This window comes from Aureimonas sp. ME7, from assembly GCF_903970965.1.
In the GTDB taxonomy this organism is placed as follows: domain Bacteria; phylum Pseudomonadota; class Alphaproteobacteria; order Rhizobiales; family Rhizobiaceae; genus Aureimonas.
In genome coordinates, this window is sequence record NZ_CAJCKW010000009.1 from 123,724 (window position 1) to 149,316 (window position 25,593).

At 68.0% G+C, this 25,593-nt stretch carries 14 protein-coding genes; 10 read left to right on the forward strand and 4 right to left on the reverse strand.

All coding sequences use genetic code 11. The features are described from left to right. The first annotated feature begins 97 nt into the window (after positions 1-97). The 6 genes from H7A85_RS15730 to glgB all read left to right on the forward strand — a co-directional run bounded on the left by H7A85_RS15730 (position 98) and on the right by glgB (position 9,781). A complete protein-coding gene (locus tag H7A85_RS15730) occupies positions 98-1,354 on the forward strand; it encodes a urate hydroxylase PuuD (protein WP_182086905.1) in 1,257 nt (418 codons plus the stop codon). 117 nt (positions 1,355-1,471) lie between these two features. Then, positions 1,472-2,890: a guanine deaminase gene (gene guaD / locus H7A85_RS15735; RefSeq protein ID WP_182086906.1), complete on the forward strand. Its 1,419-nt coding sequence runs from the start codon at positions 1,472-1,474 to the stop codon at positions 2,888-2,890. 81 nt (positions 2,891-2,971) lie between these two features. Beyond that, positions 2,972-3,817 (forward strand): fumarylacetoacetate hydrolase family protein, encoded by an 846-nt coding sequence (locus H7A85_RS15740; RefSeq protein WP_182086907.1) that lies wholly within the window; start codon positions 2,972-2,974, stop codon positions 3,815-3,817. A 146-nt stretch (positions 3,818-3,963) separates the two neighbouring features. Further along, positions 3,964-6,012, forward strand: coding sequence for an alpha-1,4-glucan--maltose-1-phosphate maltosyltransferase (locus tag H7A85_RS15745; protein WP_182086908.1), 2,049 nt, complete (start codon positions 3,964-3,966; stop codon positions 6,010-6,012). A gap of 68 nt (positions 6,013-6,080) precedes the next feature. After that, complete coding sequence (locus H7A85_RS15750; protein WP_182086909.1) at positions 6,081-7,553, forward strand: phosphotransferase; 1,473 nt, start codon at positions 6,081-6,083, stop codon at positions 7,551-7,553. Further along, a complete protein-coding gene (glgB, locus tag H7A85_RS15755) occupies positions 7,550-9,781 on the forward strand; it encodes a 1,4-alpha-glucan branching protein GlgB (RefSeq protein WP_182086910.1) in 2,232 nt (743 codons plus the stop codon). The genes H7A85_RS15750 and glgB overlap by 4 nt, the downstream gene beginning before the upstream one ends. 3 nt (positions 9,782-9,784) lie before the next feature. On the opposite strand, the gene H7A85_RS15760 is transcribed toward glgB, so the two are convergent. From H7A85_RS15760 to H7A85_RS15775, 4 genes are all read right to left on the reverse strand, one after another. Beyond that, positions 9,785-10,939 carry a GGDEF domain-containing protein gene (locus H7A85_RS15760; RefSeq protein ID WP_182086911.1) on the reverse strand — a complete coding sequence of 385 codons (1,155 nt, stop codon included), beginning with the start codon at positions 10,937-10,939 and terminating at the stop codon, positions 9,785-9,787. A gap of 135 nt (positions 10,940-11,074) precedes the next feature. After that, positions 11,075-11,953: a transglutaminase family protein gene (locus H7A85_RS15765; RefSeq protein WP_182086912.1), complete on the reverse strand. Its 879-nt coding sequence runs from the start codon at positions 11,951-11,953 to the stop codon at positions 11,075-11,077. Between the two features lie 7 nt (positions 11,954-11,960). Then, the gene (locus H7A85_RS15770; protein ID WP_244631231.1) at positions 11,961-14,342 is read right to left on the reverse strand and encodes a circularly permuted type 2 ATP-grasp protein; all 2,382 of its coding nucleotides are present in this window, start codon (positions 14,340-14,342) and stop codon (positions 11,961-11,963) included. After that, positions 14,332-17,643: a transglutaminase family protein gene (locus tag H7A85_RS15775; protein WP_182086913.1), complete on the reverse strand. Its 3,312-nt coding sequence runs from the start codon at positions 17,641-17,643 to the stop codon at positions 14,332-14,334. The genes H7A85_RS15770 and H7A85_RS15775 overlap by 11 nt, the downstream gene beginning before the upstream one ends. Positions 17,644-17,823: 180 nt before the next feature. Here H7A85_RS15775 and H7A85_RS15780 point away from each other — a divergent pair, with 180 nt between their 5' ends. From H7A85_RS15780 to treY, 4 genes are all read left to right on the forward strand, one after another. Further along, a complete protein-coding gene (locus H7A85_RS15780) occupies positions 17,824-18,942 on the forward strand; it encodes a putative zinc-binding peptidase (protein ID WP_182086914.1) in 1,119 nt (372 codons plus the stop codon). A gap of 196 nt (positions 18,943-19,138) precedes the next feature. Then, complete coding sequence (gene treZ, locus H7A85_RS15785) at positions 19,139-21,031, forward strand: malto-oligosyltrehalose trehalohydrolase (protein WP_244631232.1); 1,893 nt, start codon at positions 19,139-19,141, stop codon at positions 21,029-21,031. Next, the gene (gene malQ, locus H7A85_RS15790; RefSeq protein ID WP_182086915.1) at positions 21,021-22,880 is read left to right on the forward strand and encodes a 4-alpha-glucanotransferase; all 1,860 of its coding nucleotides are present in this window, start codon (positions 21,021-21,023) and stop codon (positions 22,878-22,880) included. Before treZ ends, malQ begins: the two co-directional genes overlap by 11 nt. After that, positions 22,877-25,585: a malto-oligosyltrehalose synthase gene (gene treY, locus H7A85_RS15795; protein ID WP_182086916.1), complete on the forward strand. Its 2,709-nt coding sequence runs from the start codon at positions 22,877-22,879 to the stop codon at positions 25,583-25,585. The genes malQ and treY overlap by 4 nt, the downstream gene beginning before the upstream one ends. Positions 25,586-25,593 lie beyond the last annotated feature (8 nt).

Sequence of the window (25,593 nt, forward strand, 5' to 3'; positions counted from 1 at the left end):
TCCCACCGTCTCCTGAACGGCGAGGGGCCGCTGAAGGCACATCGGATCACTGTTGGGGGCGTTCGCGACAAGGGGGCGGCGCTTCGGAGCTCATCCCATGTGGACCTATTTCGCCGAATGGCTCCAGTTCGGCGTGCGCTGGCTGCACGTCGTCACCGCGATCGCCTGGATCGGCTCGTCCTTCTATTTCATCGCGCTGGATCTCGGCCTGCGTAAACCCCACGGCGCGCCCCTGGTCGGCGTCGGCGGCGAGGCCTGGCAGGTCCATGGCGGCGGCTTCTACCATATCCAGAAATACATGGTCGCCCCGCCGCACATGCCCGAGGACCTCACCTGGTTCAAATGGGAGAGCTACTTCACCTGGCTCTCCGGCTTCGCGCTTCTGTTCCTCGTTTATTATATCGGCGCCGACCTCTACCTCGTCGATCCGGCGAAGGCCGACCTGCCGGCCTGGGGCGCGAGCGCGATCGGCATCGCGGGCCTCGGCCTCGGCTGGGTGGTCTACGACGCGATCTGCAAGTCGCCGCTGCGGGGAAACGACTCGGCGCTGCTCGGCGTCCTCTTCGTCTATGTCGTGGCGGCGAGCTTCGTGTTCAGCCAGCTGTTCTCCGGGCGCGGCGCGATGCTCCATACCGGCGCGATGATCGCGACGATCATGACCGCGAACGTCGCGATGCTGATCATCCCCAACCAGAAGATCGTGGTGGCGGACCTCAAGGCCGGTCGCACGCCCGACCCGCGGCTCGGCGCGGCGGCCAAGCAGCGCTCGCTCCACAACAACTACCTGACGCTGCCCGTCGTCTTCCTGATGCTGTCGAACCACTATCCGCTCGCCTTCGCGACGGAGTGGAACTGGGTGATCGCGGGCCTCGTGCTCCTGATCGGCGCCGTGGTGCGCCATTTCTTCAACACGATGCATCGGACGGGGCGGCAGCTCTGGTGGTGCTGGGCGGTGGCGGGGCTCCTGTTTGCCGCCGTGATCACCCTGTCCGGAGCGCCCGGCTGGCGCGCTGCACCCGGAACGGTGGCGGCCGCCGACACGAGCCTCGACTTTCCCGCCGACCCGCAGGTCGCGCTGGCGCGCTCGCCCCTGTTCGGGGAGGCGGAGGGTATCGTCCAGTCGCGCTGTTCCATGTGCCACGCGCGCGCGCCGCTCTGGCCGGGCATCGCTCATGCGCCCAAAGCCGTGCTTCTGGAAACGGGCCGAGACATCGTCCTCAACGCCGCCCTGATCGAGCGGCAGGCCGTGCGCTCCCACGCCATGCCGCCCGGCAACATCACCGGGCTCGAGCCGGAAGAGCGGCTGGCGCTGGCGCGCTGGATCCGCTCAGGCGACGGCACCTATCGGCCGTGACGAACGCGTTCCGGTGATCCCCCGATCGTTTCGATCGGCTTCGTTTCCCCTTTTTCTCGCACGTCACGAACGTGAAAGCCGATTCGGCTTTCGCCTGAAATGCTTTAGGCTGACTCCATGACCGAACCGACCTTGCACGACGGCGGCACGCTGGCGATCCGCGCGCGCGTCCTTACCTATCACGCCCATCCGCTGCTCGCGGGCGAGACGGCCTCGCATCGCTATTGGGACGACGGGCTCGTCGTCGTGCGCGGCGGGATCGTCGAGACCGTCGGCAACGCGTCCGAACTTCTTCCCGATCTCGATCCCGCGATGACCGTGTCGGACTACCGCCCGCACCTTCTGATGGCGGGTTTCATCGATCCCCATCTCCACCTGCCGCAGACGCAGGTGATCGGCTCCTACGGCACCGAATTGATGGAGTGGCTGTCGAAATACACCTTCCCCGAGGAGGTGCGCTACGGCGACCCGGCGGTGTCGGACGCGGCGTCCCGTTTCCTGCTGCACGAGCTCCTGCGCAACGGCACCACGACGGCCGTCGCCTTCTGCACCTCGCATCCCCAGTCGGCGACGAGCTTCTTCGCCGAGAGCGACCGGCTCGGCCTGCGCATGGTCGGCGGCAAGGTGATGATGGATCGCAACGCACCGGCAGCGCTTCTCGACACGCCGGAGCGCGGCTACGACGAGTCGAAGGCCCTGATCGGGCGCTGGCATGGCAATGGACGCCTGTCCTACGCCATCTCGCCCCGCTTCGCGCCGACCTCGACCGAGGCGCAGCTGGAAGCAACGGGCGCGCTCGCGGCAGAGCATCCCGATCTGCACATCCAGACGCACCTTTCGGAAAATCATGGCGAGATCGCCTTCGTGGCAGAGCTGTTCCCTTGGGCGGAGGACTATACGGCGGTCTACGAGCGCTACGGCCTCGTTCGCCCAAAGGCGCTCTATGGTCACTGCATCCACTTGAGCCCCCGCGAGCGCGCCGCCCTGGCGGAAGCGGGCGCCACTGCCGTCTTCTGCCCGACCTCCAATCTGTTTCTCGGCTCCGGCTTGTTCGACCGCGACGCAGCGCTTGCGGCGGGCCTCAGGACCGGCATCGCGACCGATATCGGCGGCGGCACGTCCTATTCGATGCTGACGACGGCGGCGGAGGGCTACAAGGTCCTGGCGCTTCGCTCCCAGAAGCTGCGCGGGCATGCCGCCTTCTACATGCTGACCGCCGGAAATGCCGAGGCGATCGGTTTCGAGGCGCGCATCGGGCAGGTCGCGCCCGGCTTCGAGGCCGACTTCGTCATCCTCGACACGCAGGCGACGCCGGCGATGCGCCGGCGGCACGAGCGGATCGAGACGCTGGAGGAAGAGCTCTTCGTCCTGATGACGATGGGCGACGACCGCTCTGTGGTCGCGACCTATGCGGGCGGGCGTAAGGTCCATGCGCGCGGCGGAAGCGCAGGAGACCTTCCTTCGCCGCTCGACCAGCCGATCTCGCGCGAGGCGCTCGGCAACGACATGCCGAGCGAAAGCGCCGAAGGGCGCTGAAGCGAAGCGGAACGGCCTCGGCCGCCTCGGCTTATGGTTGGGACGATGGCCGCTGGCCGCGGCATAAAACGGAGACACGACATGCGACTGGTGAGATTTGGCGAACCCGGCTCGGAAAAGCCCGGACTGATCGACGACGAGAACCACCTGCGCGATCTGTCGGGCGAGATCGACGACATCGCCGGCGAGGTCCTGTCGCGCCACGGGCTGGAGAAGCTGCGCCAGATCGATGTGAAGAGTCTGCCGAAGACCGACCCGTCCTATCGGCTGGGTCCTCCGGTCGGCGGCACGCGCAACTTCGTCGCCGTCGGGCGCAACTACGCCGAGCACGCCGCCGAAACCGGCTCGGACGTGCCGACCGAGCCGCTTCTTTTCAATAAAGCGGTGTCCTCGATCGCCGGTCCGCGCGACGGGGTGACGATCCCCAAGGGGGCCTCGCAGGTGGACTGGGAGGTCGAGGTCGCCGTCGTCATCGGCGAGCGCTGCTATCAGGTCGAGAAGGGGGAGGCGCTCGACTATGTCGCCGGCTTCTGCCTGTGCAACGACGTGTCGGAGCGCGTTTGGCAGAAGGAGCGCGGCGGGCAGTGGCTGAAGGGCAAGAGCGCGCCCGGATTCGGCCCGCTCGGCCCCTGGCTGGTGACGCGTGACGCGATCGAGGATCCCGCGAGCCTCGAACTCTGGCTCGACGTCAACGGCCAGCGCATGCAGACCGGCTCGACCGCGGACATGATCTTCGACTTCGCCACGATCGTCTCATACGCCTCGCAGTTCTTCGCCCTGGAGCCGGGCGACATCGTCACCACGGGCACACCCCACGGTGTGGGCGCGGGTCAGAAGCCGCCGGTGTTCCTGAAGGGCGGCGACATCGTCACGCTCGGCAACGCGGTGCTCGGCGAGCAGCGGCAGGTCTTCGCCGCGCAGGGCTGACGCCTCGGCTCACCTTAGCCTTCCCGCGAAGAAACGGGGGCGGCGCTCTGGAACCGGAGCGCCCGCCCCCTATTCCTTCTGCGAGCGCGAACAAGCCGGCCCATCGGCTCGCTCGCGCATTCGCGAGGCAGGAAGAAGGTTCGCTCATGTCCGAGGCCGTGATCAACGAAAAGCCGAAGAAGCGCGACGCGGGAGCCCGGAAGGCGGCGGAAGCATCGCTGGAGCGCCTGAACCGTCTAGCCGCCGACCGCGTGGCGATCGAGGGCGTTTCGCCCGAGATCGACGGCGGGCGCTTCGCGGTGAAGCGGTTCGAGGGCGAGCCGCTGACCGTTTCGGCCGACATCTTTTCCGATGGCCACGAGATCATCGCCGCCGCGCTCTTGACGAGGGGCGTGGGGGAGGACGGGTGGCGCGAAACGCCTTTCGTGTTCCTGTCGAACGACCGTTGGGGCGTGACCGTTTCCTTCGACCGCCCCGGCCCCTATCGCTACACGATCATCGCTTGGCGCGACGTGTTCGCCACCTGGGCGAGCGACACGAAGAAGAAGAAGGATGCGGGCGTCGACATCAAGCTCGAGCTGATCGAGGGCGCGATCCTTCTGGACAAGGCGGCATCCTCGGGGCGCGGCACCCGCGACCAGCAGAAGGAACTCAAGGCGCTTCGCCAGCGCGTGGAGAAGCTCGCCAAGAAGGGCGACGGCGAGGCGCTCTACGCCGCCTTCGTGGAACCGGAGACCACCGCGCTCCTTCGCGATGTCGGGGTGCGCGAGGACTTGTCGCGCTACGGCACCGAAGTTCCGGTCTGGGTGGACCGCGAGCGCGCGGCCTTTTCCTCTTGGTACGAGCTGATGCCGCGCTCTCAATCGGGCGACGTGAAGCGACACGGTACGTTCGACGACGTGATCGCGCGCCTGCCCGACATCCGCGAAATGGGCTTCGACGTCCTGTATTTTCCCCCGATCCACCCGATCGGCAAGAGCAATCGCAAGGGGAAGAACAACAGCGTCACCGCGCAGGACGGCGAGCCGGGCAGCCCCTATGCGATCGGATCGCACAAGGGCGGCCACAAGGATCTTCATCCCGAACTCGGCTCCTTTGCCGACTTCCAGCGCCTCCTGACGCGCGCCGCCGATCATGGGCTGGAGCTCGCGCTCGACTTCGCGATCCAGTGCTCGCCCGACCACCCCTGGATCAAGCAGCACCCGGACTGGTTCGACTGGCGGCCGGACGGGTCGATCAAATACGCGGAGAATCCGCCGAAGAAGTATCAGGACATCGTCAATGTCGACTTCTACCGCGAGGGCTCGATCCCGTCGCTGTGGCAGGAACTGCTCGGCACCGTCCTCTTCTGGGTGGACAAGGGCATCCGCATCTTCCGCGTCGACAACCCGCACACCAAGCCTTTCCCCTTTTGGGAGTGGTTGATCGCCGAGGTCCGGCGGGTGGACGCAGGGGTCGTGTTCCTGGCCGAAGCGTTCACGCGGCCGAAGCTCATGAAGCGCCTCGCCAAGGTCGGCTACAACCAGAGCTATTCCTACTTCACATGGCGAAACCAGAAGTGGGAGCTGCGCGAGTACCTGACCGAGTTGACGCAGGAGGAGTGCGCCGAGTTCATGCGGCCGAACTTCTTCGTCAACACGCCCGACATCAACCCGCTCTTTCTCCACACGAGCGGGCGGCCAGGCTTTCGCATCCGCCTGGCGCTGGCAGCGACCTTGGCGGGCAACTACGGCGTCTATTCCGGCTTCGAGCTTTGCGAGCACGAGCCGGTTCTCGCCGGCAAGGAAGAGTACAAGGACTCGGAAAAGTACGAGATCCGCGCCTTCGACTGGAAGCGCGAAGGCAATATCCGTGAGGACATCGCCTTCTTCAACGAGATCCGTCGTTCGGAGCCCGCCTTTCGCGACTTCCGCAACCTCGAGTTCCTGAACTTCTGGAACGACAACGTCCTCTACTACGCCAAGCGCACGCCGGACCTGTCGTCGTTCCTCCTGATCATGGTGAGCCTTGATCCGCACAACGCGCAAGGCGGGCATTTCGAGGTGCCGCTCTGGGAGTTCGACCTGCCCGACGACGCGTCGGTGAAGGTCGAGGATCTCGTCAGCGGGCAGCGGTTCACCTGGGCCGGCAAGATCCAGCATTGGTGGTTCCGCCCGGACGAGAACCCCTATGCGGTGTTCCGCATTTCCATCTGACGCATGAGGCGCCCCCGAGGCGGATCCTTCGATGCCGGCGACCCCGGCCGGAAAGCGAGAGTGCCAGCATGACCGCATCCCATCCCTCCGGCACCGGTGAGGCCGAAGGCGACCTTCCCTCGGCGGCGCTCGTCGAGTTCGCCAACCGGCAACGCTGGTTTGCCGGGCGTACGGAACGGATCGAGCGGGCGGAGTTCGCCCCGATCGTCTCGCCCTTCGCTGGCGGACCGGAAATCGGCGAACTTGTGGTCCACATCGAGGGGGGCGACGAGCAGCGCTACTTCCTGCCGCTGGGAGCGGCGGGCGAGGGCGATGCCGCCTTCGGCTTCGACGCTGGCCCGGCGCGCGGCACGTTGGCGGACGGCGCGCGCGACGCCGCCTTCGCGGCGCAGGTCATCGGCTGGATCGCTGGCGGCGATGCGACGCGCGGCGCTCTGACGGCCCATCGCAGCCAGGCCGCCGCCGACCGTCTGGTGGAGGTCGCCAAGGTGCCGCCATCGGAGATCAAGGTCCTGTCCGGCGAGCAGTCCAACACGTCCGTCGGCATCGGGTCGCTCGGGATCCTGAAATTCTATCGGCGGCTGCGCGACGGGGAGCAGCCCGAGCTGGAACTTACCGAGTTCCTGACGGAGCGCACCGGTTTCACCGGCGCGCCCGCGCTCTACGGCTCGGTGGAACTCCGGCGCGCCGATGGCGCCAGCGCCGCGGTGGCGGCCCTTTTCGAGCGCGTCGCCAACCGGGGCGACGCCTGGAGCGTCGTGACAACGGATCTCGTGGCGGTCTTGAGCGGCGGGAGTGCGTCGCCGGAGCGTTTCGACGCCGGTGAAACGCTGGGACGTCGGACGGGCGAGATGCATGCCGCGCTCGCCACCCGGACCGGCGATCCGGCCTTCGACCCGGAACCGCTCGACGCACCTTCGCTGAAGCGCATCGTGTCGGAAGCGCGAGAGGAGGCGATCGAAGCGCTCGACATCCTCTCCACCGAGCGCGAGCGCAGCCCCGAACTGCATGGCGAGATCGATGCGCTTCTGGCCGCGCGCATCGCGATCGACGACTGGTTCTCAGGGTTCGACGGGCTTGCCGGCGGCGGGCACCGGACGCGGATCCACGGCGACTATCATCTCGGCCAGGTTCTCGTGTCCGGCGAGGATGCCGTGATCCTCGACTTCGAGGGCGAGCCCGGGCGTCCGCTGGAGGAGCGGCGGGCCAAGACCTCGCCGCTTCGCGACGTCGCGGGGATGCTGCGCTCCTTCGACTACGCCGCCTTCGCCGCGCGCGACAAGCTGGGGGAGGGCGGCGATGCCGTGCGGGACGCCGCCGACCGGTGGCGCGACGAAGCCAGCGCGACCTTCCTCGCGGCCTGGAGCCGAGCCAGCGGCGTCGATCTGACGAGCGACGGGAACTCGCGCCTCCTCGATCTCTTCCTGATCCAGAAAGCCTTCTACGAGCTGCGCTACGAGGCGGCCATGCGGCCCGCCTGGCTGTCCATCCCGCTCCGCGGCATCGTCTCCCTCCTTCGAAAGCGTCAGGTCCTCCGATGAGCCAGACTGAAACCACGCCAAGCCGGACCCTTTCCACGTTCGACCATGCGCTTCACGGCGACGAGGCGCGCGCGCTGAGCGTCGGGCGGCACGAGAACCCGTTCTCGGTTCTTGGACGGCACCGGGCGGAGGGTGGCTCGGTGATCCGTACCGTGCGTCCCGGCGCCGAGCGGGCCGAGGTGATCGATGCGAAGGGCCAGGTGCTCGGCGAGCTGGAGCCGGGCGAGGTCGACGGACTGTTCTCCGGCTTCATCGCGGGCGAGCTTCCCGCCTACCGCTTCCGCTTCACCCACGGCTCGGTCACCTGGGAGGAGGAGGACACCTACCGCTTCGGCACGATCCTGACCGACTTCGACGCCTATCTCCTGGCCGAAGGCCGGCACTACAAGCTCTACGAGAAGCTCGGCGCGCACCCGGCCGAGATCGACGGGGTGAAGGGCGTGACCTTCGCCGTCTGGGCGCCGGACGCGCGCCGCGTGTCGGTGGTCGGCGACTTCAACTCCTGGGACGGCCGACGCCACGTGATGCGCAAGCGGCTCGACACCGGCGTCTTCGAGATTTTCGTGCCCTCGCTCGGGCGCGGCGAGGTCTACAAGTACGAGATCATCGGCAAGCACGGCGAGATCCTGCCGCTGAAGGCCGACCCCGTCGGCTTCCTTCAGGAACTCGCACCCTCCACCGCTTCGATCGTCGACGGGCTGGTGGAGCACGAGTGGCGGGACGACGCCTTTCGCGCCAAGGGGCAGGACTGGCAGGACGCATCGAAACCCGTCTCGATCTACGAGGTGCACCTGGGCTCTTGGAAGCGGGGCGACGGCGACACGTTCCTCGACTACGACGCGCTGGCAGTAGAACTCACGGCCTATGTGAAGGAGATGGGCTTCACCCATGTCGAGTTCATGCCCGTTTCCGAGCACCCGTTCTACGGCTCCTGGGGCTACCAGCCGATCGGCCTCTACGCGCCGACCGCGCGCTACGGCGATCCGGCCGGCTTCGCGCGCCTCGTGGACGCTCTCCATCAGGCCGATATCGGCGTCCTCCTCGATTGGGTGCCCGGCCATTTCCCGACCGACGTCCACGGTCTCGGCCGCTTCGACGGAACCGCGCTCTACGAGCATGCCGACCCGCGCCGGGGCTTCCATAAGGACTGGAACACGCTGATCTACGACTATGGGCGCACCGAGGTGAAGAATTACCTCGTCGCCAACGGCCTCTACTGGCTCGACCGCTTCCACATCGACGGGCTGCGCGTCGATGCCGTCGCCTCGATGTTGTATCTCGACTATTCGCGCAATCACGGCGAATGGGAGCCCAACATCTACGGCGGGCGCGAGAACCTCGAGGCCATGGCCTTCCTGCGCGAGACCAACGAACAGGCGGGCGGCCAGTATCCGAACGCCTCGACCCATGCGGAGGAATCGACCTCCTTCCCCGACGTGTCGCGCCCGACCTACGCCGGCGGCCTCGGCTTCCACTTCAAGTGGAACATGGGCTGGATGCACGACACGCTGCACTTCATGGCTGAGGATCCGATCAATCGGAAATACCACCTGCACCATATGACGTTCGGCATGGTCTACGCCTATTCCGAGAACTTCGTCCTGCCGCTGAGCCACGACGAGGTGGTCTACGGAAAGGGGTCGATCCTCGGCAAGATGCCGGGCGACTGGTGGCAGAAGTTCGCCAACCTGCGCGCCTATTACGGATTCATGTGGACCCACCCGGGCAAGAAGCTGCTCTTCATGGGCGGGGAGTTCGGGCAGGTCGCGGAATGGAACCACGACCAGTCGCTGGACTGGCACCTCACCGACCAGTCCGAGCACAAGGGGGTGCAGCGCCTCGTTCGCGATCTCAACACGCTGTATCGCGGCGTTCCCGCGCTCTACGAGAACGACTGCGACCCGCAGGGCTTCGAATGGGTCGACACGTCCGACGCCGACCAGTCGATCCTGTCCTTCCTTCGCAAGGACAGGCACGGCGGCGCGGCGCTCGTCGTGTGCAACTTCACGCCCAACGTCCACCATGGATACCGGGTCGGCGTGCCGCATGGCGGCTTCTGGGCGGAGGCGCTCAACACGGACGCCGAGATCTACGGCGGCTCCAACGTCGGCAACATGGGCGGCGTGGAGGCCGAGGAGGTCCATGCCAACGGCCGGCCGTTCTCGCTCTCCCTCAGCCTGCCGCCGCTCGCCACGATCGTTCTCGTGCCGGGCGACCGGCCTGCCTGAGGCTCAGGCCGCCAGCGGGGCTGGGTCGTCGCGTTCGATCCGGTTCCGTCCGAGCCGTTTGGCGCGGTAGAGCGCGCGATCGGCCGAGGCGACGAGTTCGTCGAGTGAAGACCCCTCGGTGATCGCAAGGCCGGTGCTCACGGTCAGGTTCAGGCGGGGGAGCCCGGATCCGGCGGCGGCAGCCTCGGAGAAGCGCCGCGCGATGCGCAGAGCGACCGTTTCGCCCTCGCGAGCGTCCTGCCCCGGCAGAAAGGCGGCGAACTCCTCGCCCCCCAAGCGCGCTGCGATGTCCTGCGGGCGAAGTTCGGCTTCGACGACGCGGCTGAAGAGCTGCAGCACCTCGTCGCCCGTCTGGTGGCCATAGGTGTCGTTGACGCGCTTGAAATGGTCGAGATCGAAAAGCAGAAGAATGCCGCTCGGGCGCGCCGAGGCCAGAAGCTTGCCCACGCGGCGGCTGAAGGCGCGCCGGTTGAGGAGGTCGGTGAGAAAGTCGGTCTGGGACGCGGCCAGAAGGTGGTTCTCGCTCTCCTCGCGCGCCATGGCGAGAAGGATGGCCGGCGCCGCGACGGAATAAAGGACCGACTCGAACATGGTGGTCTTGGACGCGAAAGCCAGGAGAGCGCCGTCGAGCGAGCTGTCGAGAAACGGCAACATCAACGCTCTCGAAAGATAGACAACGCCGTGGGTGGCGAAGATCGCAACCGCGACGGGCCGTGAGCGCAGGTTTTTCAGCCCCGTCGCCTGCAGAAGTGCCACGCCGACGAACTGCGTTGCGGCGATGGCGAGCGACCCGAAGGCATCCCAGTAGAGGAACGGAAGCCGGGGACCGATCGCGAGCCAGAGACAGGCCAAGGCGACGGCGGCCGGGAGAAGCGCGCGCGGCACGACGCGACCGCCCATGCGCCCGATGCCGGCCACCATCATGGCATAGCCGGATACGATGAGGATGTTGGAGATCCCGCCAGCCAGTAGCGCAGGGATCTCGGCGCGCGCATAAAGAAGGATGCAGCCTGCGAACAGAAGGGCATAGGCCGTGGCCCAGGAGCGCAGGACGGTGCGGCGCTGGACGTTGAAGAGGCTGTCCCACATCGCCATGCCCCCGGCGACGGCGAGCGTCCCGAAACACAGGATGTAGAGCGTATGGAGATCGACTTGCATCAGGACTACCGGTTGTTCGGTGCCCAACATGAACCCGCTACAACGAACGAATCCTTTCCACGTTCCCTCCTGTCATTCGCAGGGTAAACGCGTCGTTGACGCTTGTGGCGTCGCGCACGGCGCCTCGGCGCGAGGTCACTCCGTGACCGGCACCATGTCCACCGCGTGATGGTGCTTCTGCGGGCCGGAGGTGATCAAGACACCGTCGATCGGCGCGACGTCGGCATAGTCTCGCCCGCGTGCGACGACGACGTGATCCTCGCCCGCAAGGCACCCGTTGGTCGGATCGAAGCCGACCCAGCCGGCGCTCTCCCCCAGCCAGACCTCAACCCAGGCGTGCATCGCATCGGCGCCTTCGAGGCGCGGGCGCCCGGGCGGAGGTTCGGTACGCAGGAAGCCGCTGGCATAGGCCGCAGGGATGCCGATGGCGCGCAATCCCGCGATCATCATGTGCGAGAAGTCCTGGCAGACGCCGCGCCGGTTGGCGAAGGTTTCCATGACCCCGGTGGATACGGTGGACACGCCGGCCTGGAAGCGGAACTCCTCGCGGATGCGCCGTGTCAGGGCCAGGAGGCAGACGCCGATCGGCGTTCCGGCATCGATCGTCTCGGCCGCATAGGCGCCGATCGCGGGTGAGGGAGCGACGATGTGTCCGGCGCCGCCGAAATGGATCGGGCTTTCCCCCTCAGCATCGCGCGTCGCCTCGACCATGCCGTGCAACTCGGCGGGAAGGGGCGTGCGATCGAGCGCGGGAGCCGAGCGTTCGACGCGAACGCGCGTTCGAAGCTCGATGCGCAGCGCCTCGTGCGGGCGTTCCAGGAGAAGGTGTTCGGTGCGGTTGCCGAAGAAGTCCGGTTCGGCATCGAGCTCGGTCGGCTCCGGCTCGATCTTGAGCGTCCGGGCGAGAACGCTTTGCCCGCGATCGCGCCGCGGGTCGATGCGCAGGATGTGGCGCGCGTCGCGCACGAAGCCGGGATAGTGGTAGGCGATTAGGAGGCGGATGTCGTAGAGCATCGCGCCTTTACTCCCCGCCGAAGCGCTCGATCGACCCTTGCGGGGCGACCGTGAAGTAGCGCGTCGAGATGTGGTCGGAGATATCGCGGATGTCCCCCGCCGCCCGCCACAGGAATGCGCAATCGACCTCGCCGGGGTTCGCCGTCTGGAGGCGGACCAGAAGCCGGGCGGCGCGGCGCGAGGCCTCGTCGAGGCTTTCGCCGCTGAGGTTGCCCGGCAGGGCGGCGATGACGCCGCGCATCGACGATGCCTGGAAGGCGACGGAGCGCGGGTTGAGCGGGTCGAGCACGCACAGGTCGAGTACCGTCTCGGCCTGGAGTTCGACCGAGAAGCGCCGGCGATAGGTCATCCGACTGTCGGTGAATTCCAAGAGCGCTTCCAGCACCCCTTCGCCACCGGCGGCCAGGAAGTCGCCAAGCGCGCCCGCCGTCGCCGCGCCGCGCTCGATGCGCCGACCGAGTTCGAGGAAGCGCCAGCCGGCGAACTGGTACATGTTCTCCTGCACGAGGCCCGCAAAGCCCGACAGGCGCGTCAGGACGCGCGGCGCCACCGTGGCATGGTCGCTGGCAGTGGGCTCGGCGGCGGCTTCCTGCAGGAGTTCCACGATCTCGCCGAGCACCCGCCATGCGTCGGGCGAGAAGCGGTCGCGGATGCGCGAGGCGATGTCGAAGGCGCTCCGTGCCAGATCGAGAAGGCCCTTCACCGGAGCATCGGCCTTGACGCCGGCGCGCGACAGGAGGGCACGGCGCGCCTCGTCCACCGCGCGGCGATCGGCATCCCCCTCGCGCTCCAGATCGGCCCGCCAAAGGCGCGCGGCGACTTCGAGGCGTTCGGCGTAGCGGCCGAGCCAGAACAGGTTGTCGGCCGCGCGGGCCGGCAGCGAACCCGGTAGGCGGCGACGGAAGGCGCCGGGGACGCCGAGAAGCGTCAGCGGTGTCTCCACCCGCTCCCCCGGGATCCAGACGTCCAGCGAGCGTCCGCCTCCGGAGATCGCGGGCAGGCCGTCACCCGCGCCGTGGGAGGCGCGCGCGAAGCCGCCGGGCATGACCTCCCACCCATCCCGACCGCGCGCCAGAAAGACGCGCAGTGTGACGGGGCGCGCTTCCATGCGCTCGCCGTTCTGCACGGGCACCGTGGACAACGGGAAGGCGCGACGCAGGACGAGGTCCTGCGCTTCGCCGGAGCCGCGCGGCGGGCGCAGCGGCCCCGGCGGCGTGGCCGTTCGCGGGGGGTAGGCGTGCGCGAGTGTCCAGCCTTCGACCCCGCAGCGCGCGAGATCGAACGCCTTCGGCTCGCCGCACCAGAGCGTTTCCACCGAACGAAGCTCCAGCGCCTCGCCGGTCAGGGCGCGCGAAATGGCGTCCTCGAAGGCGGCGAGCGCCGGTGTTTCCAAAATGCCGGAGCCGAGCGCGTTGACGAGTTCGAGCTTGCCGGCGCGCACGGCCCGAAGAAGGCCGGGCGTGCCGATGCGCGAGCGGGAGAAAAGCTCCAGCGGGTCGGCATAGTCGGCGTCGAGGCGCCGCCACAGGACGCTGACAGGCCGAAGCCCGTCCACCGTGCGAAGCTTGGCTTCGTTGCCCTGCACGACGAGATCGCCGCCTTCCAGAAGGTGGAAGCCGAGATAGCGGGCGAGATAGGCATGCTCGAAATAGGTCTCGTTGAACGGGCCGGGGGTGAGGAGGCCGACGCGCGCGCCCTCCGCCCCGTTCAGCTCGTCCAGCGTGTCGCGAAAGCGCGAGAAGAAGCCGGCCAGCCGGCGCACGTGGAGATCCCCCGACAGGTCGGGAAAGGCGCGCGAGGTCGCGACGCGGTTTTCCAGGGCGAAGCCGGCGCCCGACGGCGCCTGCGTTCGGTCGCCGAGAACCCGCCAGGAGCCGTCCGGCGCGCGGGCGAGATCGACCGCGATGAAGCGGATCAGCGGACGGCCGGAAAGCCCTTGCGCGGCGAGCGGGCGCAGGAACTCGGGATTGTGGCCGAGGATGCGTCCGGGCAGGGTGCCGTCGCGCAGGAGCCGCCGCTCGCCGTAGAGATCGGTGAGTAGCCGTTCGAGATAGGCGGCGCGCTGCACGAGGCCGCGCTCCAGCCGTGCCCATTCGCTCCCGTCGATCACGAAGGGCGGAAAGGCGAGGGGCCAGAGGCGCTCGCCCCCGTCCTGACCCGCGCGATAGAAGACACCGGCTTCGCGGAGATACTGCTCGGCCGCGCGGAAGCGCTCGTCGCGCTTTCCCCGATCGAGCGCCCGCAGCGCCTCTACCACCGGCCGATACGCGGGGCGGACTTCGCCCCGCGCGGTCATCATCTCGTCGAAGCCGCCGGGCCGGTATCCGGCCAGGATGTCCTCGGCGAACAGGGCGCCCTGCGACTGGGCCTGAGCTTGGTCAGAGCGCAAGGGTGGCGGGCCGGCGGAGATCGAGGGTCATCGGAAAGTTCGGGTCCGCCCGTTCGGGCGTGGGCTTAAACGCGCCCGGCGTGTGGCCGATATCCTCGAAGCGGGCCAGCCGGCGCGCTTCCGCCTCGTAGGCGTTGACGGGGAACGTGTCGTAGTTGCGCCCGCCGGGATGGGCGACGTGGTAGGTGCAGCCGCCGAGCGAGCGACCCGACCAGCGATCGAAGAGATCGAAGGTGAGCGGCGCGTGGACGGGGATCGTCGGATGGAGGCCGGACGCCGGCTGCCATGCCTTGAAGCGCACGCCGCCGACCGCCGTGCCGACGCTGTTCCCCGCGCTCAAGGGGACGGTGCGCCCGTTGCAGGTGACGAGATGGCGGGACGGGTCGAAGCCTTCCAGCTTGACCTGCAGCCGCTCGACGGAGGAATCCACGAAGCGCACGGTGCCGCCGATCGCCCCGGTTTCGCCCATCACGTGCCAGGGTTCGAGAGCCTGCCGCAGTTCGAGCGAGACGCCCCCCCGTTCGATCCGCCCGCAGAAGGGGAAGCGGAACTCCCACTGCGCCTCGAACCATTCCGGTCGCACCGGGTATCCGGCTTGGCCCAACTCGGCGAGGACGGCGAGGAAGTCCGCCCAGACGAATTCGGGCAGCATGAAACGGTCGTGGAGCTGCGTGCCCCAGCGCGCGAAGCGGCCCGACAGGGGGCGCTGCCAGAAGGTGGCGATCAGGGCGCGGATCAGGAGCTGCTGGGCGAGGCTCATGCGCGCGTCCGGCGGCATCTCGAAGCCGCGAAACTCGACGAGGCCGAGCCGCCCCGTCGGTCCGTCCGGCGAGTAGAGCTTGTCGATGCAGATCTCGGACCGGTGCGTGTTGCCGGTGACGTCGACGAGAAGGTTTCGGAACAGGCGGTCCACCAGCCAGGGCGGGGGCGCGGCGCCCTCGCTCGCGGCGGGCACCTGCGCCATCGCGATCTCCAGCTCGTAGAGCTGGTCATGCCGCGCCTCGTCGATGCGCGGCGCCTGGCTGGTCGGGCCGATGAAGAGGCCGGAAAACAGGTAGGACAGCGACGGATGGCGCTGCCAGTGGAGAAGGAGCGACTTCAGAAGGTCGGGCCGGCGTAGGAAGGGCGAGTCGGCGGGTGTCGCGCCGCCGACGACGACATGATTGCCCCCGCCGGTGCCGGCATGGCGCCCGTCCACCATGAACTTGTCGGTGCCGAGCCGCGACTGGCGGGCTTCCTCGTAGACCGCCGTCGTGATCCCGACCGCCTCGCGCCAGGAGCGGGCGGGATGAACGTTGACCTCGATGACGCCGGGATCGGGCGCGACGCGCACGACGTCGAGGCGCGGGTCGAAGGGCGGCGCATAGCCCTCGATCCGCACGGGAAGATCCAAGGCCTCCGCGCTCCGCTCCACCGCGGCCAGAAGGTCGAGATAGGCGTCGGCCGTTTCCAGCGGCGGCATGAAGACGTGGAGGATGCCGCCGCGCGGCTCGACGGCGAGCGCGGTGCGCACCGCGCCCCCGATCTCCTCGTCCGGTCCCGCTTCCGGCGGACTCCAGGAGGGGGGATCGGCTTGGTCGATCCGCCCCTGCACCTGGCCGAGCGCTTCGGGCGGGGCGAGCGGCCCGAAGTCCTGCATGGGATCGGCGGAGTGCGTGTAGGGATAGCGCTGAGGGGGCAGATGATGGAGCGAGGCGAGCGGGAGGCGATAGCCGAGCGCGCTGTCGCCGGGGGTCAGGAACAGATGCCCACGCCGCGTCGTCCATCGCTCCGACGTCCAGCGAGGGGCACGCGCCTGCCAGGCCTGGACGGGCAGCACGGCGCCGACCGGCCGGCCGAGACCCCGATCGAACACGGCGGCGAGGCGCGAGCGTTCTTCGGCGTCGTCGAGCTCCGAATTCTCCGGCGTCACGTTCTCGGGAAGCCGGGCCTCGCGGACGAGCCAGTAGGACGGGTCCTCGAAGGCGGGCAGGGCGTTCTCCGGATCGACCCCGAGCCGCTCGGCGACGTCCCGGATCAGGGCATCGGCCCCTTCGACATCCGCGCGGGCATTGTCGCCGCGCGCGACCAGCGCCGGATTGCGCCAGATCGGCTGCCCGTCGCGCCGCCAGTAGATCGAATAGGTCCATCGCGGCAGGGTTTCGCCGGGATACCACTTGCCCTGCCCGTGATGCAGGAAGCCGCCGGGGGCGAAGCGCACCTGGAGCCGGCGCAGGAGATCGTCGGCAAGGCCCGCCTTGGCGGGGCCGGTGGCGTCGGCGTTCCATTCGCCCGCCTCGAAATCGTCGATCGACACGAAGGTCGGCTCGCCGCCCATGGTCAGGCGAACGTCCATAGCCTCAAGGTCGGCGTCCACCGCTTGGCCCAAAACGTCGAGCGCCTGCCAGCTTTCCTCCGAAAACGGCTTGGACACGCGCGGCGCCTCGGAAATGCGCGTCACCTCCATCGCGAAGTCGAACTCGACCTCGGCGGGATCGACGCCGCCCGCAATCGGCGCGGCGGAGCGGAAATGCGGGGTGGCGGCGAGCGGCACGTGGCTTTCGCCGGTCATCAGTCCCGAGGTCGGGTCGAAGCCGATCCAGCCGGCGCCCGGAACGTAGATTTCGACCCAGGCGTGAAGGTCGCAGAAATCCACCGCCGTGCCGGTCGGGCCGTCGAGCGCGACGAGGTCGGGCTTGAGCTGAATGAGGTAGCCGGACACGAAGCGCGCGGCGAGGCCGAGATGGCGCGCCGCCTGCACCAGAAGCCAGGACGAATCCCGGCACGAGCCGGAGGCCTTTTCCAGCGTCTCCTCCGGCGTCTGGACGCCGGGCTCCATGCGGATCGTGTAGTCCACCGCCTCCTGGACGCGCCGGTTCAGGGCGACCAGAAAATCGATCGTGCGCGCGGGCGAGCGATCCACCCCTTCAAGGAAGGACTGGAGGTGCGGGCCGGCGGGCTCGGCCTGGAGATAGGGCTTGAGGTCGGCCGACAGGTCTTCGCCGTAGGGGAAGGGAAAGGTCTCGGCCCCGTCCTCCACGAAGAAGTCGAACGGATTGTAGACCGTCATGTCGGCGAGGAGATCGACCTCGATGCGGAACTCGCGCGCCTTCTCGGGAAACACGACACGGGCGAGCCAGTTGCCGAACGGGTCCTGCTGCCAGTTGATGAAGTGCTCGGCGGGCGAGATGTTGAGCGAATAGCTCGGCGTGCGGGTGCGCGAATGCGGGGCGGGGCGCAGGCGGATGGTCTGGGGCCCCAGCGTCACCGGCCGGTCGTAGCGGTAGTGGGTCAGGTGGCGGAGGGCGGCAAGGATCGGCATCGGGTCCCGGACGTTGGTTCGAGGATCGCTCGGGGGCACCTTATCGACGAAGACGGGCATCATAAACCGCTGCATTGCGGGAGAGCGAGAATTCCTCTCCGCGCTGCGGCGGAACCCTTCGTGCGCGACCGAGTTACGGCGCCAACTCCGCCCCGAGGCGGTCACGCCACGAGGAATCCGATGAAGCTCTTTTCCTGCCCGTCCTGCGACCAGGTCGTGTTCTTCGGCAACGTTCGCTGCGAGCGCTGCGGACATGCGCTCGGCTACGAGCCGCGCGCCAACCGCATCCTGGCGCTGGAGCAGGCCGAGGACGGTTTCGTCTCGGTCGGGCGCGGCAGCGACGGCGCGCATTGGCGCTATTGCGACAACTACCAGTACGGCGTCTGCAACTGGCTGGTGCCGGCGGACGGCACCGACATCCTGTGTCTCGCCGACCGGCACAACATGATGGTGCCGGACCTGTCGGATCCGAACAATCAGATTCTCTGGGGCAAGATGGAAGCGGCCAAGCATCAGCTGTTCTATACGCTGCTTCGCCTCCAACTGCCGCTCTACACGCGCGACGAACATCAGGAAGGCCTCGGCTTCAAGTTCCTGGCGGACGATCCCGCGAGCACCGAAAAGGTGATGACGGGCCACGATCTCGGCGTCATCACCGTGGCGCTGGCGGAGGCCGACGACCTGGAGCGCGAAAAGCGCCGCTCCGCCATGGGCGAGCCCTACCGCACGCTTCTCGGCCATTTCCGCCACGAGGTCGGCCACTGGTACTGGGATATCCTGGTGCGCGACGGCGGCGCGCTCGAAGCCTGCCGCGCCGTGTTCGGCGACGACAGCCAGGATTACGGGCAGGCGCTCCAGGCGCACTATGCCAACGGTCCCAAGCCCGACTGGCAGGAGGAATTCGTGTCCGCCTATGCCGGCGCCCACCCTTGGGAGGACTTCGCCGAAACCTGGGCGCACTATCTCCACATCATCGACACGCTGGAGGTCGGCGGCTCCTACGGGATGACGATCCATCCGCGTCTCGACCGCGACGGCATCCTGACCACCGACCTCGACTTCAAGGTCTATGACGACGCGACGACGATCGAGGAGATCGCCGACGGATGGCTCGCGATCAGCCAGGCGCTGAACTCGATGAACCGGGCGATGGGCCTGCAGGACCTCTATCCCTTCGTGCTGTCGCCGACCGTGATCGGCAAGCTCGGTTTCATCCACGATCTCGTCCACGGGCGCGTCGGGACCGCCGCGCGCCCCGCCCCTGCCTCGGCCGAGGTCGTGCAGCAGACTGCCGCCTGAAAAGGGCGGGTGCGGCGCCATGGCACAACCCGCCGAGGGCGCCGCAGCAAATTAAACCGGGGTCCGCTCCTGCCGGACCCCGCCGGCGCTCCAGTTAAGGGTGCCGGCGAGGATCGGGCCGTCAAGGCTCGCCGTCTCGGCGGGTCGCAACGGGCATCCCGCTCGAACTCCAAGACCATCGTATGAAAAGGGCGGAATGCGGATGAGCGCCGGCAACACGTTTTCCTTCGATCTCAGCTGGGGGACGCGTTACGCACCCGACGGCACGAGGTTCCGCCTCTGGGCGCCGAGCGCCCAGAGCGTCGAGCTCGGCATCGCCCACACCGACCGGCACCAGCCGGACGGGTTCGAGGCGCTTCGGCGCACCGAGGACGGTTGGTGGGAGATCGTCACCCCGGACGTGAAGCCCGGCTACAGCTACGGCTATCGCATCGACGGCGGGCGGATCGTCGCCGATCCCGCCTCCCGCGCCCAGTCGGGCGACGTCCACTGGCTGTCGCGCGTGGTGGATCCGAACGAATACAAGTGGCGCTCGGCCGACTGGAAGGGCCGCCCCTGGCACGAATGCATCTTCTACGAGCTGCATGTCGGCACGTTCACCCCCGAAGGAACGTTCGACGCCGTGATCGGCAAGCTCGACTACCTGAAGGAAGCCGGCATCACCGCGATCGAGCTCCTGCCGATCGCCCAGTTCGGCGGCCAGCGCGGTTGGGGCTACGACGGCGTGCTCCTGTACTGCCCGCACGACGTCTACGGCGGGCCGGAGGGCTTGAAGCGTCTGGTGGATGCCGCGCACGAGCGCGGCCTGATGGTGTTCCTCGACGTCGTCTACAACCACTTCGGACCGGACGGGAACTACATCCCCGCCTATATCCCGGAGTTCTTCCACCAGGAGATCATGACCCCCTGGGGCGCCGCCATCGCCTATGACGAGAAGCCGGTGCGCGACTTCATGATCGAGAACGCGCTCTACTGGCTGACCGAATACCGCATCGACGGGCTTCGGCTCGACGCAATCGATTCCATCAAGGACACGACCGACGTGCCGCTCGTGAAGGAGCTGTCGGCGCGCGTTCGCGAGGTGCTCGGCGATCGCCACGTCCACATCACCACGGAGGACGACCGCAACATCACCTGGCATATCGAGCGCGAGGCGGACGGCTCGATCGGGCATGTGTCGGGCGAGTGGAACGACGACTTCCATCACACAGCCCACGCCATGGCGACCCACGAGCAGGAAGCCTACTACCGGGACTACGACCCGAAGAGCGCGGAGCAGATGGCCACCGCGCTCGCCACCGGCTTCGTGTTCCAGGGGGACGATTCGCAGCATCGCGGCAAGAAGGTCGGCACCTCGTCGGCCCATCTGCCGCCGACCGCCTTCGTGAACTTCATTCAGAACCACGATCAGGTCGGCAACCGCGCCTTCGGCGACCGGCTGCGCTCGCTCGCCTCGGCCCGCATCTACGACTGCCTCCAGGCGATCCTTCTCCTGTCGCCGCAGATCCCGCTGATGTTCCAGGGCGACGAGTTCGGCGACTGCAACTCGTTCTGCTTCTTCACCGACTTCGACGGCGAGCTGGCGAGCGCGGTGTCCAAGGGGCGCAAGAAGGAGTTCCGCAAGTTCGCCGCCTTCGAGGACGAGGAAGCGGCCGAGGTCTTCCCCGACCCGAACCACGAGCGCACCTTCGAGATCTCGCGCCTCGACTGGAACCAGCTCGTGCATCCCGTGCAGCGTCGGCGCCTGCAGGTGACGACGAAGCTCCTTCAGATCCGGCGCGACATCCTGATGCCGCTTTTGGACGGCGCGCAGGGCGACTGCGGCTCGGCGCTGGTCGACGAGCGCTCGTTCGTCGTTTCCTGGGAGCTTCAGCCGGGCCAGTTCTACCACCTCTTCGCCAACCTCTCCGACGAGACCTGGGAGATCGAGGACGGCCTTCTGACGGACGCGGTGGACGCCGCCGACATCGTCTATTCCAACCACAAGTCGGCGCCCGATCGCCTGCGCGAAGGCTCGCTTCCCGCCATGACGACGATCTTCGCCTTGTCCGACGCCCCGCTGTTCGTGGAGCCGGCCGATGACGAGTGAGCGGCTCGAAACCCTGGCGGAAAGCCACGGAATCCAGACGCGATACGTGTCGGAACTCGGCGAGCCGAAGCGGATCGACGACGCGGCGAAGTCCGGCCTCCTCAAGGTGTTGAAGGTCGATCCCGAAGGGGGCGAGCACGGCGAGTTCGAGCATGCCGAGCATCGCCCGAGCCTGGCCTGCGCGGTGCCCGAGCACCTTCGCGGGCGCCGCGCGTGGGGTGTGACCTGCCAGCTTTATTCGCTGCGCTCGCACCGCAATCTCGGCATCGGCGACTTCGAGGATCTGGCGCGGCTGGCCGAGATCGCGTCGGTGGAAGGCGCGAGCTTCGTCGGCGTCAATCCGCTGCACGCGCTGTTTCTGGCCGATCCCGGCCGCTACAGCCCGTATTCGCCCTCGACGCGTCGCTTCCTCAACCCGTTCTATCTGGCGATCGACGCGCTACCGGGCGGGCTTGAGGTCGTCGATGCGGCACGAGGGGAGGCGGATGTCTTCGAGGGGCTGGACGGCGAACTCGTGGATTACGGCGCGGTCGGTGCGCTGAAGGGGCGTCTCCTGCGCGCCGTCTTCGATACGTTGCGCGCGACGCTGGACGGCGACGGCGATTTCCGAGCCTTTCTGGAAAAGGGCGGCGACGCGCTGCGCGACTTCGCGCTGTTCGAGGCGATCTCGCACCGCATGCGCGCCGAAGGCGGCAGCGCCGGCTGGCACAACTGGCCGGACGCGTTCCACGCGCGCGGCGGCGAAACGGTGCGCGCTTTCGAGGCGGCCCACGCGGACGACGTTCGCTTTCACGAATGGTTGCAGTTCGAATGCGACCGGCAGCTGGGCGCCGCGCAAGCTCGCGCCAAGGCGGCCGGCATGGCGATCGGCCTCTACCTCGATTTCGCCGTCGGCGTTTCGCCGGACGGCGCGGAAACCTGGGCCGACCCCGAACTGACGGTGCGCGACGCGCGCGTCGGCTCGCCGCCCGACATGTTCAACTCGGCGGGGCAGGACTGGGGTCTGGCGCCCCTGTCGCCGCGCGCGCTGGCCGAGCGGCACTATGCCCCGCTTTCGGCCGCCTATGACGGGCTGATGGAGCATGCGGGCGCGATCCGCATCGATCACGCGATGGGGCTCGCCCGCCTGTGGTGGATCCCGGAGGGCGTCTCGTCGAAGGACGGCGGCTATGTCCGCTATCCGCTGGGCGAGATGGTGGACGCGGTCGCCCGGGTGTCGCAGGACACGTCCTGTCTCGTGATCGGCGAGGATCTGGGCACCGTGCCCGAGGGATTCCGCGATACGATGCTGGATTCCAACATCCTGTCCTACAAGGTGCTCTACTTCGAGCGTTGGAAGGACGGGCTGTTCAAGGCGACGGGCGAGTATCCCGAGCGTTCTCTCGCCTGCATCTCGACCCACGATCTGGCGACGCTCGCCGGCTGGTGGCAGGGCGCCGACATCCGCCTTCGCGCCGAGACCGGGCGCCAGGACGAGGCGGCGACGGAGCGCGACCTCAAGGAGCGCGAGCGCGACCGGCAGACGCTTCTGGCCGCCCTGCGCCACGAGAACCTGTTGCCACCCGAACTCGTTTCGGCAGCCGAGGGCAAGGCCGACCTCCCATCCGCGCTCGACGAGGAGCTGGCGCTCGCCGTCCACCGCTTCGGCGCGCGCACGCGCTCCATGCTCTTCGCCGTTCAGATGGAGGACATGATCCTCTCCCAAAAGCAGCCGAACCTGCCCGGCACGATGGACGAATATCCCAATTGGCGCATCCGCTCCGACATCCTCCTCGAGGATCTCGGAGCCGACGAGCGCTTCCAGACGATGGCGCGCGCCATGCGCCTTGAGAGACCGGAGATCGCATGAGCCGTCCGCTCGTCGCCACCTATCGCCTTCAGTTCCGGGAGGGCACCGGGTTCGGGGAGGCCCGGGACCTGATCCCCTATATGAAGACGCTGGGGGTCAGCCATCTCTACGCCTCGCCGATCTTCTCGGCCTCGCCGGGCTCCACCCACGGCTACGACGTCGTGGACTACAACCATTTCGAGGAGGACCTCGGCGGCGACAAAGGCTTCAACGGCTTGAGCGACGCGCTGATGGCGGCCGATCTCGGGCTGATGCTCGACTTCGTGCCCAACCACATGGGCGTGTCACCCGAGAATGCCTGGTGGGAGGATGTCCTGCGCTGGGGGCGCGACAGCCACTTCGCCCAGACCTTCGATATTTCCTGGGAAGCCGAGAAGATCCTCGTGCCGACGCTCGGCAAGCCCTACGGTGAGGCGCTGAAAGAGGGCGATCTCACCGTCGTCTACAACGAGGCGCGCCGCGAGCTGCGCTTTTCGGCGGGCGGTTACGAACTGCCGATCGATCCGCGAACGCTCAGCCACGTCTTCGCCTTCGTGGAGCATGGCGAGCGCGAGCGCATGGTGCGTCGCTTTTCCGCCGCCGTTCCGGCGGACGGCGAGGAGCTGAACGAGCGCTTCGCAGAGCATGTCGCGGACGCGAGCTTCCTCGCCGCGCTCAAGGCCGGCGTCGAGGCGATCAACGCCGATAGGCAAGCGCTGCACGCCCTGCACGAGGCGCAGACCTGGCGCCTCGCCTGGTGGCGTCTGGCGCGAGAGAAGCTGTCCTATCGCCGTTTCTTCGAGATCGCCGACCTCATCGGCGTGCGCCAGGAAATGCGCCGCGTCTTCCGCGAGTCGCACCGCACCATCCTGCGCCTCGCCCGCGAGCGCCGGCTCGACGGCATCCGCATCGACCATGTGGACGGCGTCGCCGACCCGAAGAACTACCTCGCCGACCTCCATCAGGCCTTCGAGGCGATCGGGCGCGACGTCACGATCCATGTCGAGAAGATCCTGACCGGGCCGGAGCGGCTCCGCCGATCCTGGAACATCGAGGGCACCACGGGTTACGAGTTCATCTCGGCGGTGGCCGGCCTTTATGTCGACGCGTCGAAGGAAGATGCGATGACGGACGCCTACGAGGCGTTCCTCGGCGAGGCGGAGGACCTTCGCCAGATGATCGTCGAGCAGAAGCGGCTGATCTTCACCCACAATCTCGCGGGCGAACTCGCCTTCCTCACCGACGAGGCGCTGAGCGTCGCCGCGCGCGATCTCGACACGCGCGACTTCGGGCGCGATGCGATGACGCGCTCGATCGTCGAGGTCGCGGCGGCGCTTCCGGTCTACCGTACCTATGCGAGCGTCGACGGCGTTCCGGACGACGATGTGAAGGTGATCGACGATGCGGTGACCTTGGCGCAGTCGCGCCGCGAGGTCGAGGCCGACCGCCCCGTCGCCTTCGTCGGCCGCCTCCTGAAGCTCGACTTCGAGGACGGGCGCGACGTGACGGGCGCGCTCAACTTCACCCGTCGCTTCCAGCAGACGACGGGCGCGGTGATGGCGAAGGCCGTCGAGGACACGACCTTCTATCGCTACAACCGCCTGATCGCGCTGAACGAGGTCGGCGGCGAGCCGGATCACTACGGTGCCGACGTCGCCGCCTTCCACGAGGCGATGGCGATCCGCTCGGAGGACCAGCCCGAAGGCCTGATGGCCTCGTCCACCCACGACACCAAGCGCGGCGAGGACGCGCGCGCGCGCATCTACGCCCTCTCGGAAGCGCCTGAGACCTGGAACGAGATCGTCGCCAAGGCCTCCGCCACGCTCCAACCTTGGCGCCAGCCGGTCGGCGAGGATCTCGTGTCCCCCGATCCCGCGTCCGAATGGGGCTTCTACCAGGCGCTCCTCGGCGTGCTTCCGGCCGATCTCGACCCGTCGGACTCGGAGGTGCGCGAGAACGTGTCGAAGCGCCTCGTCGCCTTCGTGGAAAAGGCCGCGCGCGAGGCCAAGCGCTACACGACCTGGACCGCGCCCGCCGAGGACTACGAGAGCGCGCTGAAGGGCTTCGTCGAGGCGGCGCTGTCGAAGGCGGAAAGCGGCGAGTTCCTGGAAGGGTTCTGGCGCGAGGTTCAGCCCTTCGTCGTTGCCGGCGCGCTGACTTCGCTTTCGCAGACGCTGATCAAGCTGACGGCGCCGGGTGTGCCCGACATCTACCAGGGCACCGAGTTCTACGATCTCAGCCTCGTCGACCCGGACAACCGGCGCGCCATCGACTTCAAGGCGCGCGCGGACGCGATGACGGACGGGCACGGCGTCGCCGAAGCCTTGCCGCACTGGCGCGACGGGCGGGTGAAGGCGAAGCTCACGGCGGCCGCGCTCAAGGCCCGCATCCAGGCGCCGGCGCTCTTCACCACCGGGCGCTACGTTCCGTTGGAGGTGACGGGCGAGAAGAGCGATCATGTGGTCGCCTTCGCGCGCGCCGACGACGAGGGGCGCTTTGCCGTCGTCGTCGCACCGCGCCTGTCGCTGGCTCTCCTCGGCCGTGAGGCGAGCGTTCCGATGCCCGAGGCGTCCGCATGGGGCGATACGGCGATCAAGCTGCCCTCGCAGATGTCGGGTGCCCGGTTCGAGGACATCCTGAACCTCAAGCCGGTGGCGGGCGCGGGCTCGCTGAGGCTTGCCGATATCCTCGCGGACCTGCCGGTCGCGCTACTGGTTGCGGAATAGAAGCCGAA

What these genes read in the sequence shown, in the direction of transcription:
- H7A85_RS15730 (WP_182086905.1), top strand. Translation starts at nt 98, where the DNA reads ATGTGGACCTATTTCGCCGAATGGCTCCAGTTCGGCGTGCGCTGGCTG.
- guaD (WP_182086906.1), top strand. Translation starts at nt 1,472, where the DNA reads ATGACCGAACCGACCTTGCACGACGGCGGCACGCTGGCGATCCGCGCG.
- H7A85_RS15740 (WP_182086907.1), top strand. Translation starts at nt 2,972, where the DNA reads ATGCGACTGGTGAGATTTGGCGAACCCGGCTCGGAAAAGCCCGGACTG.
- H7A85_RS15745 (WP_182086908.1), top strand. Translation starts at nt 3,964, where the DNA reads ATGTCCGAGGCCGTGATCAACGAAAAGCCGAAGAAGCGCGACGCGGGA.
- H7A85_RS15750 (WP_182086909.1), top strand. Translation starts at nt 6,081, where the DNA reads ATGACCGCATCCCATCCCTCCGGCACCGGTGAGGCCGAAGGCGACCTT.
- glgB (WP_182086910.1), top strand. Translation starts at nt 7,550, where the DNA reads ATGAGCCAGACTGAAACCACGCCAAGCCGGACCCTTTCCACGTTCGAC.
- H7A85_RS15760 (WP_182086911.1), bottom strand. Translation starts at nt 10,939, where the DNA reads ATGCAAGTCGATCTCCATACGCTCTACATCCTGTGTTTCGGGACGCTC.
- H7A85_RS15765 (WP_182086912.1), bottom strand. Translation starts at nt 11,953, where the DNA reads ATGCTCTACGACATCCGCCTCCTAATCGCCTACCACTATCCCGGCTTC.
- H7A85_RS15775 (WP_182086913.1), bottom strand. Translation starts at nt 17,643, where the DNA reads ATGCCGATCCTTGCCGCCCTCCGCCACCTGACCCACTACCGCTACGAC.
- H7A85_RS15780 (WP_182086914.1), top strand. Translation starts at nt 17,824, where the DNA reads ATGAAGCTCTTTTCCTGCCCGTCCTGCGACCAGGTCGTGTTCTTCGGC.
- treZ (WP_244631232.1), top strand. Translation starts at nt 19,139, where the DNA reads ATGCGGATGAGCGCCGGCAACACGTTTTCCTTCGATCTCAGCTGGGGG.
- malQ (WP_182086915.1), top strand. Translation starts at nt 21,021, where the DNA reads ATGACGAGTGAGCGGCTCGAAACCCTGGCGGAAAGCCACGGAATCCAG.
- treY (WP_182086916.1), top strand. Translation starts at nt 22,877, where the DNA reads ATGAGCCGTCCGCTCGTCGCCACCTATCGCCTTCAGTTCCGGGAGGGC.